This is a genomic window from Hafnia alvei, assembly GCF_964063325.1.
Lineage (GTDB): Bacteria > Pseudomonadota > Gammaproteobacteria > Enterobacterales > Enterobacteriaceae > Hafnia > Hafnia alvei_B.
In genome coordinates, this window is the sequence record NZ_OZ061315.1 from 4,187,185 (window position 1) to 4,204,546 (window position 17,362).

General features: G+C 49.3%; 16 protein-coding genes and 1 pseudogene. 7 read left to right on the forward strand and 10 right to left on the reverse strand.

The window, feature by feature from the left end; translation table 11 throughout:
• Positions 1–14 precede the first annotated feature (14 nt).
• From caiC to caiT, 4 genes and pseudogenes are all read right to left on the reverse strand, one after another.
• The gene (caiC, locus tag AB3Y96_RS19495) at positions 15–1,586 is read right to left on the reverse strand and encodes a crotonobetaine/carnitine-CoA ligase (protein WP_367299999.1); all 1,572 of its coding nucleotides are present in this window, start codon (positions 1,584–1,586) and stop codon (positions 15–17) included.
• A gap of 27 nt (positions 1,587–1,613) precedes the next feature.
• On the reverse strand, positions 1,614–2,819 hold the full coding sequence (gene caiB / locus AB3Y96_RS19500; protein WP_367300000.1) for an L-carnitine CoA-transferase: 1,206 nt from the start codon (positions 2,817–2,819) through the stop codon (positions 1,614–1,616).
• Positions 2,820–3,098: 279 nt separating this feature from the next.
• Complete coding sequence (gene caiA, locus AB3Y96_RS19505; protein ID WP_040046094.1) at positions 3,099–4,241, reverse strand: crotonobetainyl-CoA dehydrogenase; 1,143 nt, start codon at positions 4,239–4,241, stop codon at positions 3,099–3,101.
• A gap of 53 nt (positions 4,242–4,294) precedes the next feature.
• Positions 4,295–5,818 (reverse strand): annotated as a pseudogene (caiT, locus tag AB3Y96_RS19510) (L-carnitine/gamma-butyrobetaine antiporter).
• Positions 5,819–6,585: 767 nt separating this feature from the next.
• Here caiT and AB3Y96_RS19515 point away from each other — a divergent pair.
• A complete protein-coding gene (locus AB3Y96_RS19515) occupies positions 6,586–7,359 on the forward strand; it encodes an electron transfer flavoprotein (RefSeq protein ID WP_072308273.1) in 774 nt (257 codons plus the stop codon).
• Between the two features lie 11 nt (positions 7,360–7,370).
• The gene (locus tag AB3Y96_RS19520) at positions 7,371–8,318 is read left to right on the forward strand and encodes an FAD-binding protein (protein ID WP_367300001.1); all 948 of its coding nucleotides are present in this window, start codon (positions 7,371–7,373) and stop codon (positions 8,316–8,318) included.
• Here AB3Y96_RS19520 and AB3Y96_RS19525 read toward each other — a convergent pair.
• A complete protein-coding gene (locus tag AB3Y96_RS19525; protein ID WP_367300002.1) occupies positions 8,307–8,495 on the reverse strand; it encodes a hypothetical protein in 189 nt (62 codons plus the stop codon). The genes AB3Y96_RS19520 and AB3Y96_RS19525 overlap by 12 nt on opposite strands.
• Here AB3Y96_RS19525 and fixC point away from each other — a divergent pair.
• The 3 genes from fixC (at position 8,406) to AB3Y96_RS19540 (ending at position 11,418) form a co-directional block, all read left to right on the forward strand.
• A complete protein-coding gene (fixC, locus tag AB3Y96_RS19530; RefSeq protein ID WP_367300348.1) occupies positions 8,406–9,671 on the forward strand; it encodes an FAD-dependent oxidoreductase FixC in 1,266 nt (421 codons plus the stop codon). The genes AB3Y96_RS19525 and fixC overlap by 90 nt on opposite strands.
• Entirely contained in the window at positions 9,668–9,988 is a 321-nt protein-coding gene (locus AB3Y96_RS19535; protein ID WP_367300003.1) for a ferredoxin family protein, read from the forward strand. Before fixC ends, AB3Y96_RS19535 begins: the two co-directional genes overlap by 4 nt.
• A 113-nt stretch (positions 9,989–10,101) precedes the next feature.
• Positions 10,102–11,418, forward strand: coding sequence for an MFS transporter (locus AB3Y96_RS19540; RefSeq protein WP_367300004.1), 1,317 nt, complete (start codon positions 10,102–10,104; stop codon positions 11,416–11,418).
• 180 nt (positions 11,419–11,598) lie between these two features.
• Here the strand turns inward: AB3Y96_RS19540 and aes are convergent, their stop codons facing one another.
• Positions 11,599–12,576, reverse strand: coding sequence for an acetyl esterase (aes, locus tag AB3Y96_RS19545; RefSeq protein ID WP_367300005.1), 978 nt, complete (start codon positions 12,574–12,576; stop codon positions 11,599–11,601).
• Positions 12,577–13,041: 465 nt separating this feature from the next.
• Here aes and caiF point away from each other — a divergent pair, with 465 nt between their 5' ends.
• Entirely contained in the window at positions 13,042–13,446 is a 405-nt protein-coding gene (gene caiF, locus AB3Y96_RS19550) for a carnitine metabolism transcriptional regulator CaiF (protein ID WP_072308278.1), read from the forward strand.
• Positions 13,447–13,539: 93 nt separating this feature from the next.
• Here caiF and AB3Y96_RS19555 read toward each other — a convergent pair whose 3' ends face one another.
• The 3 genes from AB3Y96_RS19555 to AB3Y96_RS19565 all read right to left on the reverse strand — a co-directional run bounded on the left by AB3Y96_RS19555 (position 13,540) and on the right by AB3Y96_RS19565 (position 15,274).
• Complete coding sequence (locus AB3Y96_RS19555) at positions 13,540–14,457, reverse strand: alpha/beta hydrolase (protein WP_367300006.1); 918 nt, start codon at positions 14,455–14,457, stop codon at positions 13,540–13,542.
• A gap of 152 nt (positions 14,458–14,609) precedes the next feature.
• Positions 14,610–14,906, reverse strand: a complete 297-nt coding sequence (nadS, locus tag AB3Y96_RS19560) for a NadS family protein (RefSeq protein ID WP_072308280.1) — start codon at positions 14,904–14,906, stop codon at positions 14,610–14,612.
• Between the two features lie 44 nt (positions 14,907–14,950).
• The gene (locus tag AB3Y96_RS19565) at positions 14,951–15,274 is read right to left on the reverse strand and encodes a type II toxin-antitoxin system RelE/ParE family toxin (RefSeq protein WP_072308281.1); all 324 of its coding nucleotides are present in this window, start codon (positions 15,272–15,274) and stop codon (positions 14,951–14,953) included.
• Between the two features lie 489 nt (positions 15,275–15,763).
• Here AB3Y96_RS19565 and AB3Y96_RS19570 point away from each other — a divergent pair, with 489 nt between their 5' ends.
• Complete coding sequence (locus tag AB3Y96_RS19570) at positions 15,764–16,087, forward strand: hypothetical protein (protein ID WP_367300007.1); 324 nt, start codon at positions 15,764–15,766, stop codon at positions 16,085–16,087.
• 139 nt (positions 16,088–16,226) lie between these two features.
• On the opposite strand, the gene AB3Y96_RS19575 is transcribed toward AB3Y96_RS19570, so the two are convergent.
• A complete protein-coding gene (locus tag AB3Y96_RS19575) occupies positions 16,227–17,351 on the reverse strand; it encodes a JmjC domain-containing protein (RefSeq protein WP_367300008.1) in 1,125 nt (374 codons plus the stop codon).
• Between the last annotated feature and the right edge of the window lie 11 nt (positions 17,352–17,362).

Sequence of the window (17,362 nt, forward strand, 5' to 3'; positions counted from 1 at the left end):
GCTAAGACCTCATCTTAATAAGAAACTTCAACCAGGCTTTTTTTAATCACTTTTCCCGAGCAGCTTCTAGGTAGGCTCGTTCTTATTTCAAAGAAAGAGGGAACCTTGAATTTTGCCATGTTATTTTCACAGAATGTGAAGAACTCTTTCTCCGTCATAAATTCACCGTCATTTAACACCACGACGGCTTTTATCGCTTCATCTCGGATTGAGTCTTTTAAACCAATCACTGCCACGTCCATAATTTTTGGATGCGTAGAGATAATATTTTCTATTTCAACGCAGGAGATATTTTCCCCACTGCGCTTAATCATGTTGCAGCTGCGCTCAACAAAATAAAAATATCCGTCATCATCCCTATAACCGTAATCACCGGTACGCAGCCATCCGTCGGCGTTCAGGGTTCGCGCACTTTCCTGAGGCTGTTTGTAATACTCTTTGAACAGCGTTTTTCCCGGAATGCCTTTGATCCAAATTTCACCCGTTTGGCCCACCGGCATTTCATTGCCTTGTGCATCGCTGATTTGTGCTTCATAGCCCATGCCAACCCGCCCTATCGACGGCCAGCGACGCTTATCACCGGGCCTGTCGCCAATGGCGCCCACGATGGTTTCGGTCATGCCATACGATGTCAGTAACCGCACACCAAAACGCTGAATAAATTCATCTTTTTCGTGCTCAGACAAATTAAGATAAAACAGCACCTCGCGCAGGTTATGCTGCTTTTCCCACGGCATAGGCGGCTGCATCATCAGCGTTTTCATCATCAGAGGAATGCATTCCGTCACGGTGGCGCGGTATTGGCATACCTGCCCCCAAAACGCCCGCGCACTGTATTTTTCCAGCAGAACAAAAGTGGCTCCCGCCGTAAATGTTGGCATCGCGGCGGTGCACTGACAGTCAATATGAAAGGCCGGCATCGGCGTTAAATAAACGTCATCTGCCCGTAATGCGCATTGCCAAGCCGTGTAGTAGCCCGCAAATAACAAATTGTGGTGGGTTATCACCGCCCCTTTCGGGCTAGAGGTGGTGCCTGAGGTAAAAAGAATTTCCGCCACATCATCGCTGTTAAGCTCAACCGAATAAATCAGCATATCGGGCTGGGACTTTTGCAATGGGTGAAAATAAATAACGTCGCGGGAACGCTGAGGTTCTGCGTCACCATCAATTAATATAATGGGATACAAAGAAAGTGAATTCGGTGACGTGAGGTCGGCGTAAATAGAATAGAAATCCGTAGAGGTCACCACCATTTTGGCCTCACACTGATTAATGATATAAGCGCTTTCCTCACGCAATAGATTGGCATTGATAGGCACAACGATTGCACCGATTTTCGCTAAGCCGAACCAGCAAAATATAAATTCAGCACAGTTATTAAGATGCAACGCAACTTTATCGCCTTTATTCACGCCCAAGGAATGAAATAGGTTAGCCGTACGATTAATTTCTTTATTTAACTCAATATAACTGTATTGAGAAACTTGCCTTGCCTGATCTTCGAAGACAAGCGCCGTTTTATCGCCGTGCATATCCGCTAAATCATCCCAAGCCTGACGCAAGCTTCGTTTGCCTATCATATCCATATCCATCTACCCAAATAATTTCAGTGCCTAATCAGCCTTGGCTAAACCTTTAGCCACCAGCGTTTCAATGTCGGCATCAGAATAACCAATGCTGGCAAGAATGGCGGCGGTATCCATGCCGAGTGTTGGCATTCCTCGCCAAATTTGCCCTGGGTTATTCTTAAATTTCGGCATGACATTTGGCCCTTTGTAGGTGCGGCCATCGATGGTGTTCCACGTTGTGAGAGATTCACGGGCGATATACTGTGGATTGCTTTCTAATTCAGGGATGGTCAGGACTTTCGCTGAGGCAATATTGAGTTCAGCAAAGCGCGCCAGCGCCTGTTCATAGGGCTTCGTCGCCAGATACTCATCCAATTTGGCTTCAACCAGCTCACCAAACGGGCATTCAACGCGATGGATAAGCTGTGTGCCAACGGGGATTTCTGGCGTGCCCAGCAGGTGCGCAATGCCCATATCCTCAAACATTCCCTGCATTTGGTTCACGCCAACCAGCTCCATCACAATGTAACCATCTTGGCATTTGTACAGACCACAGCCCGCGTAATACGGATCTTTGCCTTTGGTCATACGTGGGCATACTTCGCCGCCGTTAAAGTAGTCCATCATGAAGTATTGCCCCATGCGCAGCATCACTTCATACATCGCCACATCAATACTTTCGCCCACGCCCGTTTGCTGCATTTTATACAGCGCCGCCAGCGCCGAGGTGGTTGCCGTCAGGCCAGAGAAATAATCGGCGGTATACGGAAATGCGGGCATCGGCTGATCTTTATCACCATTCTGGATCAGGTAACCGCTGAATGCCTGCGCAATGGTGTTGTAAGCCGCCAAATTGGTGTATTCCGGCGTGCCGTACTGACCAAAACCTGAAAGATGCACAATAATCAGCTTGGGATTTATTTCCCAAAGCACTTCATCGCTAATACCACGGCGCGCAAAGGCGGGGCCTTTACTGGCTTCAATAAATATATCGGTGGTTTCCATCAGCTTTAAGAAAGCTTCACGCCCTTCGTCTTTAAAGATATTCAGCGACAGCGCATGTAAATTGCGGCGTGAAAGCTGCGGATAATTTGGCTGAATGCGGATCGTATCGCCATAGGAGACATTTTCGATCCAGATAACTTCAGCGCCCCACTCGGCAAACATTTGCCCTGCAAAAGGGCCTGCGATTTCAATTCCTGAAAAGACCACGCGTAAACCCGCCAGCGGGCCAAATGTTGGCATAGACATAAGCTGTTTCCTCAAAATTAGGGCTAACGTGTAACCGACTCACCAAGCGATAACTTAGGCCCAATATTAGGGAGAGCGTTCCGATGGGGTCGTAGCGGCGTGAGCCGCCGACAACTTTGCTTGGAGCAAAGTTGAACAACGCTCCAGCGTTGGCCCGTAGGGAGGAACACATGGATGTGTTCCATAACCGCCCCGCGGTACGCTATGCCCGTGTATCTCGGTTAAAACGCAACTTGCCGTTAGCCCTTTATTTTCAATAAATTGTTTTTAATAAATGGCTTACCGATACTGTTTCAGCACCGCACGACCCAGCGTTAGGATCTGCATTTCATCCGAACCACCGGAAACGCGATCCACGCGCAGATCGCGCCAGAAGCGGGTAATACGATGATCGCCTGCGATCCCCACGCCGCCGAGCACCTGCATCGCCGAATCCACCACTTCAAAAGCGGCGTTAGCGCAGAAGTATTTGCACATCGCGGCATCGCCGGAGGTCATCAAACCGTTATCGCTTTTCCATGCTGCTTCAAACAGCATGTTTTTCATCGAATTCAGTTTGATAGCCATATGCGCAAATTTTTCTTGGATCAGCTGGAAGCGCCCGATGGCTTCGCCAAACTGAACGCGCTGGTTGGCATAACGCGCGGCGTCTTCAAAGGCACAGAATGCGGTGCCGTAGTTGGTGAGTGCGACGATGAAACGTTCGTGATCGAACTCTTCTTTCACGCGGTTGAAGCCGTTACCTTCACGTCCGAACATGTCTTTTTCTTCGAGCTCAACGTTGTCGAACAGGATCTCGCAGCAGCTATCCATGCGCAGGCCCAGTTTTTCCAGCTTATTGACCTTCACCCCCGGTTTGCTCATATCCACAAACCATTCAGAGAAAATCGCTTTATCTGGTGAAGCCGCATCACGCGCCATCACTACGATGTAAGGCGTATGCGCGCTGCTGGTGATGAAGCATTTGCTACCGTTGAGGTACACTTTGCCGTTTTTACGGGTATACGACGTTTGCATACTGCCCACGTCAGAGCCCGCGCCAGGTTCGGTAATTGCTGAGTTCCACATCTGCTTGCCGGTGCCACGGAAAGCCATGATCTTATCGATTTGCTCCGCCGTTCCTTCACGCAGCACCGTGTTAAATCCACCCGGCAACTGATACAGCACATAGGTTGGCGCACCAAGGCGTCCAAGCTCGGCCCACACGGCGGCTAAGGTGACAAAGCCCGCATCCAGACCACCGTGCTCTTCCGGCAACAGCAGGCTATCAATGCCCATATCAGCCAGCTCTTTGACGAACCGCTCTGGATATTCGCTATTACGATCGCATTCCGCGAAGTACGCTTCCCAGTTCTCTTGCGCCATCAGGTCGCGGATACCGGAAACAAATAACTCTTGTTCGTCAGACAGTGCAAAATTCATAAATCAGGCCTCTTGGTGGTTTATATCGTTCGAATTCAAACAGGGTAAAACGCTTAGTATTTCCAGTGCGTAGCCTTGGCATCTTTTAAGAAAGATATGGTTATCAGTATGTTGACGAAGAAAAGCGGACACCCTCCGGCAATGATCGCGGTTTGAATCGGCTTCAATCCGCCAAGCGCTAGTAGAATGATGCCGATAACCCCCACCAGCACAGACCAGCCAACGCGAACCCAAATCGGCGGTTCGTCATAGCCGTTTGCGCCTTTACAGGTCGACATGGCCAGCGTGTACGAACAGGCGTTAATGAGCGTTACGGTGGCGAGGAAGCACAGAATAAAGAACGCCCACATCGTGAGGGTGCTGAGCGGCAACGTGGCCCAGGTTTCAATGATGGCGCGCGCCACCCCGTGTTGTTCAATGATCTGCGGGATATTGATTTTGCCGTTGTTGATCAGCGAGAGCGTATTGCTGCCCAAGATGGTCCACAGCAACCACGTTGAAGCGGTTAATCCACCGACCATCCCCAAGCAGAGCTGGCGCACGGTGCGACCTTTAGAAATGCGCGCCAAGAAGATGCACATCTGGATGCCGTAAACGATCCACCATGCCCAATAGAACACCGTCCACGCCTGCGGGAATCAGCTCTTGCCGACGGCATCGGTGTAGAACAGCATACGGGTGAAGTTAGAAAGCAGGATGCCAACAGAATCAGTGAAATAGTTGATGGTGAAACTGCTCGCGCCGATGATGAATACCCACGCCAGCAGGATCAGGCTGAGGTAATTTCGGACGTCGCTGGCAACTTTAACCCCGCGCTGCAAGCCAAACGCAACGCACACGGCGTTAAACACCACCCAGCAAGAGATGATCAGCGCATCCAGCTCTAACGTGTGAGGCACGCCAAACAGATACTGAATACATTCGGTCACCAGCGGCGTTGCTAGCCCAAGGCTGGTTCCCATCGCCAAAATCAGCGCCACCAGATACAGATTGTCGATGATGGTGCCAATAATTCCGTTACAGCGTTTTTCACCAAAAAGTGGCACCAGCGTTCCGCTTGGGCGCACCACGTCGATTTTCTTCACATACAGGAAGTAGCCGAACGCCACGGCGAGGAAGCTGTAGGTCGCCCATGGCAAAGGCCCCCAGTGAAACAGGCTGTAGGCTAAACCAAGATCTTTAGCTGGGTTTGAAAATGGTGTTAAACCAAACGGCGGAGAAGAAACGTAGTAGTAGATCTCAATCGATCCCCAAAACAGCACGGCGGCTGAAGTACAGGAGGCGAACATCATGAAGATCCAGCTGACGGTGCTGAACTCCGGGGCTTCTTCGCCGAGACGTCGCTGGGCAAAAGGGCCAAAGATCAGCCAGAACCAACCGACAAACATCACGACCATGTACCACTCAAACGCCCATCCCCACTGCGTTGTGATGTAGTTGAATACCGAATTAATGACGATATTAGAGGCGTTCAGATCGCGGATAGTTAAATAACAAAGTAGTGCGACAATTATCAATGATGGGAAAAAAACCTTCGGTTCTATCCCTATTTTCCGTTTGCTCGTTTCTGTCTTCATTTACACATTTCCCTCATGGAAAGGAGTTCCTTGCCATAAAAACTTGAGATGTAATATTCAGAATAAACGTCAGAATTTCTGCCATGAAAAGACAGAACACCAACACTAATTTTGCAGGTAAATTTTCAATTAATGGTGGATCTAGTTATTACGAGTTATTTAGCTTGCCAAAAATATCTGTTAAAACGTCTGTTAATAATAGTTAAAGGTATCTCATTGCGTGTGTGTCGCCTTTACCGCTTAACGCCGAGATATAATGAGATTTGACTGTTCAATAATCCGTGATCTTAATCAAACTATTTTCTGACACCCAATGAGCGTCTTAGAGCCCCGATCCAGCGATACTAATTAAATCCTTTAAAATCATCAAAATAACAAAATTAAAACATTATTAGCGAAGGCTTTTTGCCTTTAAGTCGTTCAATATTGGTGATCTAGGTATTATTTTGGTCTGGTGAATCATGGTATTTCTATTAGCGTGATAACAAGGCACGAATAACAACTTACAGGGATACCTTTATTAGATATTAATTAATTTACTCCTTTCTTTATTACAGTAAGTTTAATCACACCACTAATAGCGTTTAAATCGGCTATGGCGTGCACACATTTATATATATAGCGAACACTATTTTCGTTATTTTTATTTATCTTTGCCTGACGTTTCTCGCTCTAGGAATAATGACACCTGGCAGGTGACGTTACGGGCGTAGTCTTATGTGTAGGGTATTACGGATATTGTATTGCCTATCGAAATCGGAGAAGTGATGAAAATTATTGCATGTTACAAACTCATCCCCGAGGAGCAGGATATCACCGTTAATAGTGATGGCTCTCTGAATCTCAGCAAAGCGGATGCCAAAATTAGTCAATTCGATCTCAACGCTATCGAAGCGGCTATCGGCTTGAAATCGCTCAATGACACCATCCAGATTACGGCCATGAGCGTAGGTGGCGAAGCGCTGTCCAACGCCAAAGGTCGCAAAGACGTGCTGTCTCGCGGCCCCGATGAGTTAGTTGTCGTTTCCAGCGCAGGTTTGGAGAAGATGCTTCCTCACCAAACGTCTGCCCTGCTGGCGGCCGCTGCGCGGAAAACCGGTTTTGATTTAATTCTTTGTGGTGACGGCTCAGCCGATCTTTATGCACAGCAGGTTGGTTTGCTGCTCGGCGAGGCGCTGGGCGTCGCGTCTATCAATGGGGTGAGCCGGATCGTGGCCCTCAGTGACGACAGCATTCAGGTTGAACGCACGCTAGAAGACCAAGTTGAAACCTTAACCATTCCGCTGCCTGCGGTGATTTCAGTATCCACTGATATCAATACGCCTCAAATCCCCTCCATGAAAGCCATTCTCGGCGCGGCTAAAAAGCCGGTAACCGCGTGGCAACCTGCCGATTTAGAACTGCCAGAGATCACGCCATACACCGAATTGCTGAGCGTACAGGCTCCACAGCAAAAAGCGCGCGGGCGGGTCATTATCGAAGGCGATAGCGACGATCAAATTTCAGAATTCGCAGAACATCTGCGCAAAGTCATCAGCTAATTGGGGGCAATATGAGCAAGTTTGCAACAGTATGGGTGTTCAGTGACACCCACTCACATCTACCCGAGCTGATTGGCGGTGCACGCGAGCTGGGTGAAATCATTCACGTCATCAGCCACAGCGCTGAGCAATCAGCCTTGGCTTTCCGTCTCGGCGCTAACGCCGTTTACCATATTGGCGAACAGCCCGCCGACCGCATCATTGAAGATTATGCCGATACTCTGGCTCAGGCGATCAAAGCGCATAGCCATAGTTCACGTGCTTTATTGCTGCTGCCCGCAACTCGTCGCGGCAAAACCTTAGCAGCGCGCTTAGGCGCTCGCCTAAACGCTGGCGTGGTTAACGATGCCGCTGAGCTGAGTCTGGAAGACGGATATCCGGTAGCCACGCACATGGTTTACGGCGGCTTAGCCTTCGGCAAAGAGAAAATCACCACCGACTACGCCGTCATCACGCTGGCCAGCGGCGTATTCCCTGCCGTATCAGAAGATAACGCCTTAGTGGGCAATGCTGAAACGCTGGCGTTTATCCCACCCGCCCACGCGATTTCCTGCGTATCACGCCGAGCCAAGCAAGGCGAAAGCGTCGATCTGGGCAAAGCACGTTTGGTGGTGAGCGTTGGACGCGGCATTGGTTCACAGGAAAACATCACCATTGCGGCGGCGTTAAGCAATGCCATTGGCGCAGAACTGGGATGCTCGCGCCCGGTCGCTGAAAACGAAAAATGGATGGATCGTGAACGCTACGTTGGCATCTCTGGGATCATGATCAAGCCAGAACTTTATCTGGCGCTGGGAATTTCTGGTCAGATCCAGCACATGGTCGGCGCCAACGGCGCGCAGATCCTGATGGCCATCAACAAAGATAAAAACGCGCCGATCTTCCAATACGCCGATTACGGGATCGTCGGCGATCTGATGAAGATCGTCCCTGCTCTGACAGAAAAACTAAAACGATAAAATATCGACGGAGCGCGGATTAGCGAGTGGCTTCCGTGCTCCATCGAACTTGGAGAGCCTATGTCTGAAGATGTCTTTGACGCCATTATTGTTGGCGCTGGCCTGTCTGGCTGCGTTGCGGCGCTGGTACTGGCCCGGGAAGGCGCGAACGTATTGGTTATCGAGCGCGGTAATCATGCGGGAGCCAAAAACGTCACCGGTGGTCGCCTGTATGCGCACAGTTTAGAACGCATCATTCCCGATTTTGCGGCCCATGCTCCCGTTGAGCGCCGCATTACCCGCGAAAAAATATCGTTTCTTACCGACGACAGCGCGGTCACGTTGGATTACCACCATGCCAATGCGGCTGAACCGGCGCAGGACTCTTACTCGGTTTTGCGTAGTAAATTCGATCCATGGTTGATGGAACAGGCTGAAGCCGCCGGTGCTCAATTCGTACCTGGGATCCGCGTGGATAAACTTATCCAGCGCGATGGCAAAGTGATCGGCGTTGAAGCCGATGGCGATATTTTAGAAGCCAACGTGGTGATCCTTGCCGAAGGCGTTAACGCGCTGCTGGCCGAGCAACTGGGCATGGTGCAAAAACAGGTTTCTGCCAAGCATGTGGCCGTGGGAGTGAAAGAGCTGATTGAACTGCCGCGTGAACTGCTCGAAGCGCGCTTTAGCCTAACCGAGAACGAAGGTGCCGCATGGTTATTTGCCGGCACGCCGTCTAACGGCCTGATGGGCGGCGGCTTTCTGTATACCAACGGTGATTCGTTGTCTTTAGGCATCGTTGTTGGCCTCAGCCATATTGCCGATGCGGGAAAATCGGTGCCGCAGATGCTGGAAGATTTCAAACAGCATCCCACCGTTCGTCCATTAATTGCCGGCGGCAAAACCGTGGAATACGCCGCCCACGTAGTACCTGAAGCCGGAATTAATATGCAGCCCAAACTGGTGGGTAACGGCGTGCTTATCGCCGGTGACGCCGCGGGCATGTGCATGAATCTGGGATTCACCATCCGTGGAATGGATATGGCCATTGCCTCTGGTGAAGCGGCCGCACGCGCCGTACTGCAAGCCAAAGAGGCCAATAACTTTAGCGAGCAGGGATTGAACGCTTATCTCAAGCTGTTAGAGGAATTACCGGTCATGAAGGATTTACGCCACTACCGTAAAGTCCCCGCCATGCTGGAAAACCCGCGCATGTTTACCCAATACCCGCAAATGGTCGCCGACATCATGGCGGATATGTTCACCGTTAACGGCCAACCGCCACAGCCGATACGCAAAATGGTGATGCGTCATTGCAAAAAAATTGGCTATCTAAACCTGTTGAAAGACGGCATTAAAGGAGTGACCGCGCTATGACTGCCCCCGTCAAATCCGCCAATTCCCCCGGCAATGTTCCCGTTAACGTTGATGTGAAATTAGGCATTAACAAGTTTCACGTTGATGAAGGACATCCGCATATCATCATTCGCGAACACCCTGATATGGCGGCGTTTCACACCCTCACGCTGGCCTGTCCGGCGGGGCTGTACAAGCTCCAGCCTGATGGAACGATCCGCTTTGATTACGCGGGCTGCCTTGAATGCGGCACCTGCCGGATCCTGTGCCGTGATTCCGTTTTAGATGAGTGGAACTACCCGCGTGGCACCTTTGGCGTTGAATATCGCTACGGCTAAAAATCGATATTCTGGCCTGCCCGTTTCTGTCCCTTTATTTACCCACTATAGCCACTTAGCTCTGCGATACATGTCAGAGCTAAGCAGCTATCAGGCTGATTAAAACCATCATTATGGAAAAATCCAAAAGGTTTGATGACATCAGTTTTACCCCGATCCACCGCAAAATCATGCTGTGGGGAAGCGGTGGCCCTTTTCTCGATGGCTACGTGCTGGTCATCATCGGTATTGCACTTGAACAACTGACTCCCGTGTTACAGCTTGACGCTCGCTGGGTGGGATTAGTTGGGATCGCAACGCTGGTTGGGCTGTTTATCGGCACATCATTGTTTGGCTACATTGCCGATGTGCTTGGCCGTCGATTGATGTTTCTGATTGATATTATTGCCATCGGCGTTATCTCTGCCGCGACCATGTTTGTTACATCGCCGCTGGAGCTGGTGATCCTACGTTTTCTGATTGGTATTGTGATCGGCGCAGATTACCCCATCGCTACCTCGATGATTGCCGAATTCTCCACCACGCGCCAGCGCGCCTTCACCATGGGGTTTATCGCCGCGATGTGGTACATCGGCGCAACCGCCGCCGACGTTGTGGGTTACCTGTTATATGACGTTGAAAACGGCTGGCGCTGGATGTTGGGCAGCGCGGTTATTCCGTGCATTATCATTTTGTTAGGACGTTTTGAACTGCCCGAATCTCCCCGCTGGCTAATTCGCAAAGGGCGTATTGAAGAGTGCCGTGCGCTGATGTTTAAGCTGTTTGGCGAACATGTGGTATTCGATGACGAAGCCCCGCAGGAGACGCGTTATAGCCAGATTTTCACCCGCAGGCACCTAACATCGATTTTGTTCGTCGCCATTATTTGGACCTGTCAGGTGATACCGATGTTTGGCATCTACACCTTCGGCCCACAAATTATCAGCCTGCTGGGGCTCAACGAAGGCAAAGAGGCCGTGCTCGGCAACGTGGTGATTAGCCTGTTCTTTCTGATTGGCTGCTTGCCAGCGATGTATTGGCTCAACAGCATCGGACGCCGTCCGTTGTTGATTGGTAGCTTTGCCATTATGACGCTCGCGCTCGCGGTACTAGGAATTATTCCAGACCCTAGCATCACGCTGATTGTCTCAGCCTTTGCGCTTTATGCGTTTTTCTCAGGCGGCCCCGGCATTTTGCAATGGCTCTATCCGAACGAACTTTTCCCCACTCACATTCGCGCTTCTGCGGTGGGCGCTGCGATGTCACTCAGCCGAATCGGCACCGTGGTGTCAACGTATGCACTGCCGCTGTTTATGCAACAGCACGGGATCGCGATGACGATGTTAGCCGGTGCGGGGATCTCGCTTTTTGGCATGGTCGTATCCGTATTTTTAGCGCCCGAAACGCGCGATTTATCGCTGGATAAAACCAGCCAAATGGATCTGTATTAAAAATACTGGCGGGCAATCACATTAACCGGCTAATGCAGATCGTTTAAGAGATCGAGATACACGGGTCTACCATACCGCGGGGCGCTCCGGCGGCTTACGCCGCTACGACCCCATCGGTATGGTCCCCCTAAAATCAAGCTTAAATGATCAACATTGATCGACTGCCCGCCTTTTACTTGCCTATTTTTGTCCTGCTTCAAGCTGCTCGCAAAAATAGCGGGCACCGTCGCGCAACGCCCGATCGGCACTTTCCATCATGCGCGAATAATGCAAAAACGCATGCAGCGTACCGGGATACATTTTATAGCAGCAAGGTTGTTGGTGTTCAGAAAGCGTGCGGTGCAGCGCGATGCTGTCGTCAATCAGCGGATCAAATTCTGCGGTGGCAATAAAGCAGGCAGGCATGCTGTGGCTAAGATCGTTATTAAACAGGCAGTAATAAGGTGACTCTTTATCGTGTTCATTCGCCAAATAAGCGTGTTGATACAGTTCAATATCGGGCCCGGTTAAACCGTCCCAGACTCCACCGTATAATCGACGGCTGGCAGAATCCTGTAATCCATAAAGTCCGTAATAAAGTAGAACGCCTTTGACGTAGCCACAGTCGATGTTGCGATCGCGCAGCCATAACGCCGTGGCTAGCGCCAACATCGCACCGGCAGAATCTCCGGCAAAGCCAATTGACTGCATATTGAGTTGATAATCCGCAGCACGCTGAGAAAAATGGCGACATACCGCAACCGTTTCTTCAATCGCCTGTGGAAAATGCGCTTCAGGTGAAAGCGTATAGTCAACGCCAATCACGGCGCATCCCGTGTAATCGGCTAATAAACGCATAATACGGTCGTGGGTATCAAGATTACCGACAATAAACCCGCCGCCGTGTAAATAAAAGATCGTTGCCGCTGTTTCACGCTGTGGATAATATATTCTTACACCGATTTCTCCGTAAGAAGTGGCTATCTTTTCATGCAGGGTCTTAAGCATTTTAGGCCCTTCCTCATTCCAATATTTTCTCTCCTCAATATAAGCTTGTCTAATCGTTGAATTATCAGCGTCCGCTGCGATTGGTTTTGCATTTTCATACTGAACACGTAATACATCGCGCATCTCATTTGATATTATTTCAGGGACATTAATTTTATTTATTGGATTCATTACACTCCCTCATTAGCTATTTCATTCATGACAAAAACAGAGTTAGCGCCGCATGGCATTAAGAAACAAAAAGCATGACAAACCAGATAGCTATGCCGCTAACAGCAAGCAAAAAGCACGCCAATGCGCACGGTTTCTCACGCATCTATGTGATATTAAATTAATTATGCTTTTTATTATTTGAAATCAATAAATACGTCTTTATAAACATATTCTCAATCACAAAAACAAAGTAATACCATACAGCAGCAAAACATTATCACTACAATAAAACAACAATAAACGCGGTTACAATCCTTCGCAACAAATGAAATAAAATACATAGCGAAGGTGTAATTAGACAGGTATATTCAGATCAAACCATGATTATAAATGTGAATATGATCGCATATATTTAAGCTTATCCATTTATATGGTAAACAAATGCTAATCTGATAAAAATTGCTTTAATTAAAAGGTGAGTTTATGTGTAGAGAATACGTACCAGAGCCTTTGTATTTGTCCGTGGCGCGTTGGGCAATGCAACAACAACGTTGGATAAGCTCACGAGAGATAGCCGATCAGTTTGATCTCACTCCATGCAAAGCCATAAATCTTGTCTCTTATATTCTTTCTGCCGTAGATGAGATTGACTGCCAAACCAAAACCGTTCCGAATCAGCTAGAAGGCAGAGGTTGTCAGTGTCAGCGCATGATCCAAGTGGATCATATCGACGATAATATTGCTGAGCGGATTAAAAACGCGGTTAACGTTGATGGCGAAGAAAATGACTCAGAATCAATGCCCAGAATGCTGATCCCTGTTCCCCCTTCAGAGCTGAATCAGGAGCAAAAGTGGAAATGGATGCTGTCTAAATCACAAAGGAAATAAAACCGATATAACCGCCGTATTTCCAGTTGCCAGTATTTTTGCCGCGCTAAACACAGGGTTCGTTGCTCCTAGGTTTAGCGCGCTTAATCATGCTTACGAACGCTCAAATAACAGACCCACAGCGATATCACTCATCACATTGCGCGCCGTTTGGCTTACACCTCCGAGCTGGAAAAATCCGTGGATCACGCCAAGATAGCGCTGCGCACAACAGCATACGCCCTGCTCGGTGAGGCGTGCGAACAGCGCCTCACCCTCATCGCATAACGGATCGTATTCCGCAGTGATAATGTGCGTTGGCGGTAAGCCGTAGAAATCATTGCGCCACAGCGGGCTGACTTCAGGATGCTTAAGATCGATGTCTGGAAAATACGCCTCATAGCCGCTGAGCAGGGTTTCGCGGGTAATAATATAGTCGTCGCCGTTACGCTGGTAGCTATCAAAAGACGCCGTGGCATCCAGCATCGGGTAAATCAGCAATAGCTTATGCGGCAACCAACGTTTCTCATCGCGCAGACGCAGCGCCGTGATTAGGGCAATATGCCCGCCCGCGCTATCGCCCGCTAACGTGATTTGTTCGCGATCTACGCCTAAAAAATCTGCATGCTGCCAGACAAGCGTTGCAGCATGATGCGCGTCATCGTGCGCCGCAGGATAGACGTGCTCTGGTGCCAGTCGATATTGCGTGGCAATCACTCGGCACCCGCTGTGATAGGCCAACTGGCGCAGCTGCTTTTCGTGGGTGGCAAAGCCACCGCTGATAAAACAGCCGCCGTGGTAATAAATCACCGTTGGCATATTTCCATGAGCTCCCAGCGGAGAAATCACGCGCAACGTCATACCTTCCAGACTTACGTCACGCACATCCACACGCGTTTCTTTTTCACCCGCCAATATCGTGCTGGCAACATAGCCCGCTCGCCGTTCAGCCACGGTTTGGCGACGAGGCGATGGTCTGCCTGCCGCAATAAAATCGTTTACCAGTTCAGCAATGGCAGGTTCTAAAGGCATATCTATATCCTTGATATTTTTAATTCTGAGCCGTGAGGTGCGTAGATGTTATCACCTGTTACAACAGCGGATGATCTCGTCGCTCGGTCAGCACATAACGTTCAGAAGGGAGGATTAATTATCCATTTGGCGTTCGAAGGCTTGAGTGAGATCTAAATAGATCTCAATGTTTCAACTACTTTCGGATTTCTTTCTATTAGACATAGCATTCTTAGCGCGATACCACTCGGCACTCGGCGATTTAGCTCCCAGCTTTGTATCGTTGCTGAGCTAGCACCAATCATTTTTGCAAACTCAGCCTGATTCATACCGATACTTTTGCGAATTGATTTCACATCAGGGATCGCGTGGCGGTGTACATTTTCTGGATTTACTGTCATCTCACCATTTTCGATAGCAACCATTTCATTAATGCTGCTAAGCAAATCATTAAACAATTTTTTTTCCATAAACTTGCCCTTTTTATGAAGAGGTTACCAACCAATAACAGCGGCTATTTCATATTTTGGATCGCATTTTTCAGTGCAGATTTTTGTTCCAGAGAAATGTCATTTTTCGCATTTTTCGGATAGGCCAGTAATAAATATAGCCTCCCACTCAAGGTTCTTACGTAGTAGATAATCCTTATACCACCGCGCTTTCCCATCCCGTAGCGGCACCAACGGAGCTTTTTACATCCGCCAGTATGGCTAATCGTGTCACCCTCTTCATGGTGCTCTAGTAGGTAGAGTTGAAGTGCCAGAAACTCATCGTCCTGCATTAGTTCTCTTCGCATCCTACTGAAAGTGGGAGTTTCGACAAACTCTAAATAATCCATCTATACCGATCCATGTATGAACAAATAATATGCGTACTGAGTACGTAACACAACACAAATATATGCTGCATACTCTGCCTAGGCCGTGAGGCATCACATCAGTAGATGCATCCACCTCTACGTTATCTAGGCACATATTCTGAACTACTTTCCTTGGGCTACTCGCCCCAATTCCTGAGAGGTTGATTCCATATTTAAATACAAATTGCTGTAATTCTATCCAGCCTATTTCATTGGCTAAAACTCAGGCATATAGTCATCTGGCTGCGGCAAAATCCGTAGTTGGGATTGGAACCCTAAAAACTTTTAGCCCTGAAAAAGCTTGTACTTTTTCGGCACCGACGTGCACACTTCATTTGGTGGCGCAGGCGGGGAAACCGCAAGGTTAACCGGGTGCTAGAGGCCGGGGTTCCAAACCTGTCTGTGCCATCACCAAACTTTGGAACCTTTGGTAATGGCGATAAATAAACTCTAGTAGGAAACATCGTCATGAACTTAATAAACCAAACGCCAAGCGACAACTCCATCACCATCTTCCGTTCCCTGATTTCTGATTTATCATTCGAGCAGTTCAGCGACACGCAGCTGTACGATATCAGCGGAATTGCCGCAGAATCCGCCGAAGGGTTGTGCCATGGATTATTGCATTTGAGTGAATCGCTAGAGAGTGGAAATCAAATCCCGCAAGAAAGTCTTGGCCAGATTGGCGCATGGCTGAAAGCCTCTGCACACGTGATCCCAGCAATGTTCGAACTGTATGAACAAGCCAATAACCGCCTATTTCAAATGCACAATGCGGACGGTGCTGAATAGCAGATAGAAAAAAGGGATAGCCATCGCTATCCCTTCAGAAAACAAACATAGTCAGATATTAGGGAGAGCGCACCGCGGTGCGCTATGCCCGAGTATCTCGGTTCAAAAGACGACTGTTTTATCGCCTTTAAAGAGCCGATTAATACTCATCAAAATACCAATAGCCCTGATTCACTAAATCAGTGAGCTCGGCCACAAAGGCTGGATTGTTCAGCGCGTCACCCAGCTCTTTTTTGCCTACGGTGGTGTAACGGCACAGCGCGTCAGCGGCTTTAGGCTCAGCGGCCTGCATTGGTTCGCTGTTAACAAAGAAGCTATCGCCAATGTTAAGCACGCGTAGACCGCTCAGGCGGGTTAAAACTTCATCGCCCAGCAGCGCATCAAGAATTTCATCAGGCTCATAAGCCGGTTCCGCAGGCGCGATATCCAGCTCATGGCGTGGCGTAGTCGCGAAACGACCCAGCCATTGCTTGAAATCTTCCGGCTGGTTCAGCATCTCAATCATCATCCCGCGCAGGCGATCAACTTCATAATCTTCAATGCGGCCAACGTGATCGCGGCAGGTCAAATCAGGATCGCTGTAGTGCTCGCCACCCAGATCGTTTTCCAGCGCATAGTCAGCAAAACTACTGATCAAATCTCTGCCATTTGGCCCGCGGAAGCCGACAGAGTAGTTCATCGCGGTTTCATGGGTGAAACCATCGTGCGGGAAGCCCGGCGGAATATACAGAATATCGCCCAGTTCGAGATCTTCATCGATGATTGGCTCGAATGGATCGACGTGCAGCAGCGCTGGATGCGGGCAGAACTGGCGCATCGGCAATTTATCGCCCACGCGCCAACGACGGCTGCCCATACCTTGAATGATAAAGACATCGTACTGATCGATATGTGGCCCAACGCCGCCGCCCGGCACGGAGAAGGAGATCATCAGATCATCTAAACGCCAGTCCGGCAAAACACGGAACGGACGTACCAGCTCGGCAGATGGCGCATGCCAGTGGTTAACGGCCTGTGCCAGTAACGACCAGCCGGTTTCACCCAAGCCATCAAAATCTTCGAAAGGCCCATTGCTGGCCTGCCACTCACCGTTTTTATGGCTAACCAAACGGCTATCGACTTCCGGCTCCATCGCCAAACCCGCCAGCTCATCCGGCGTGATAGGATCAACAAAGTTTGGGAAGGCATTTTTTAATACAACTGGCTGTTTTTGCCAGTATTTTTCAAGAAATTCGGGCCAGTTAAGATTGAGTTGATAAGCCATGCTTTCACACC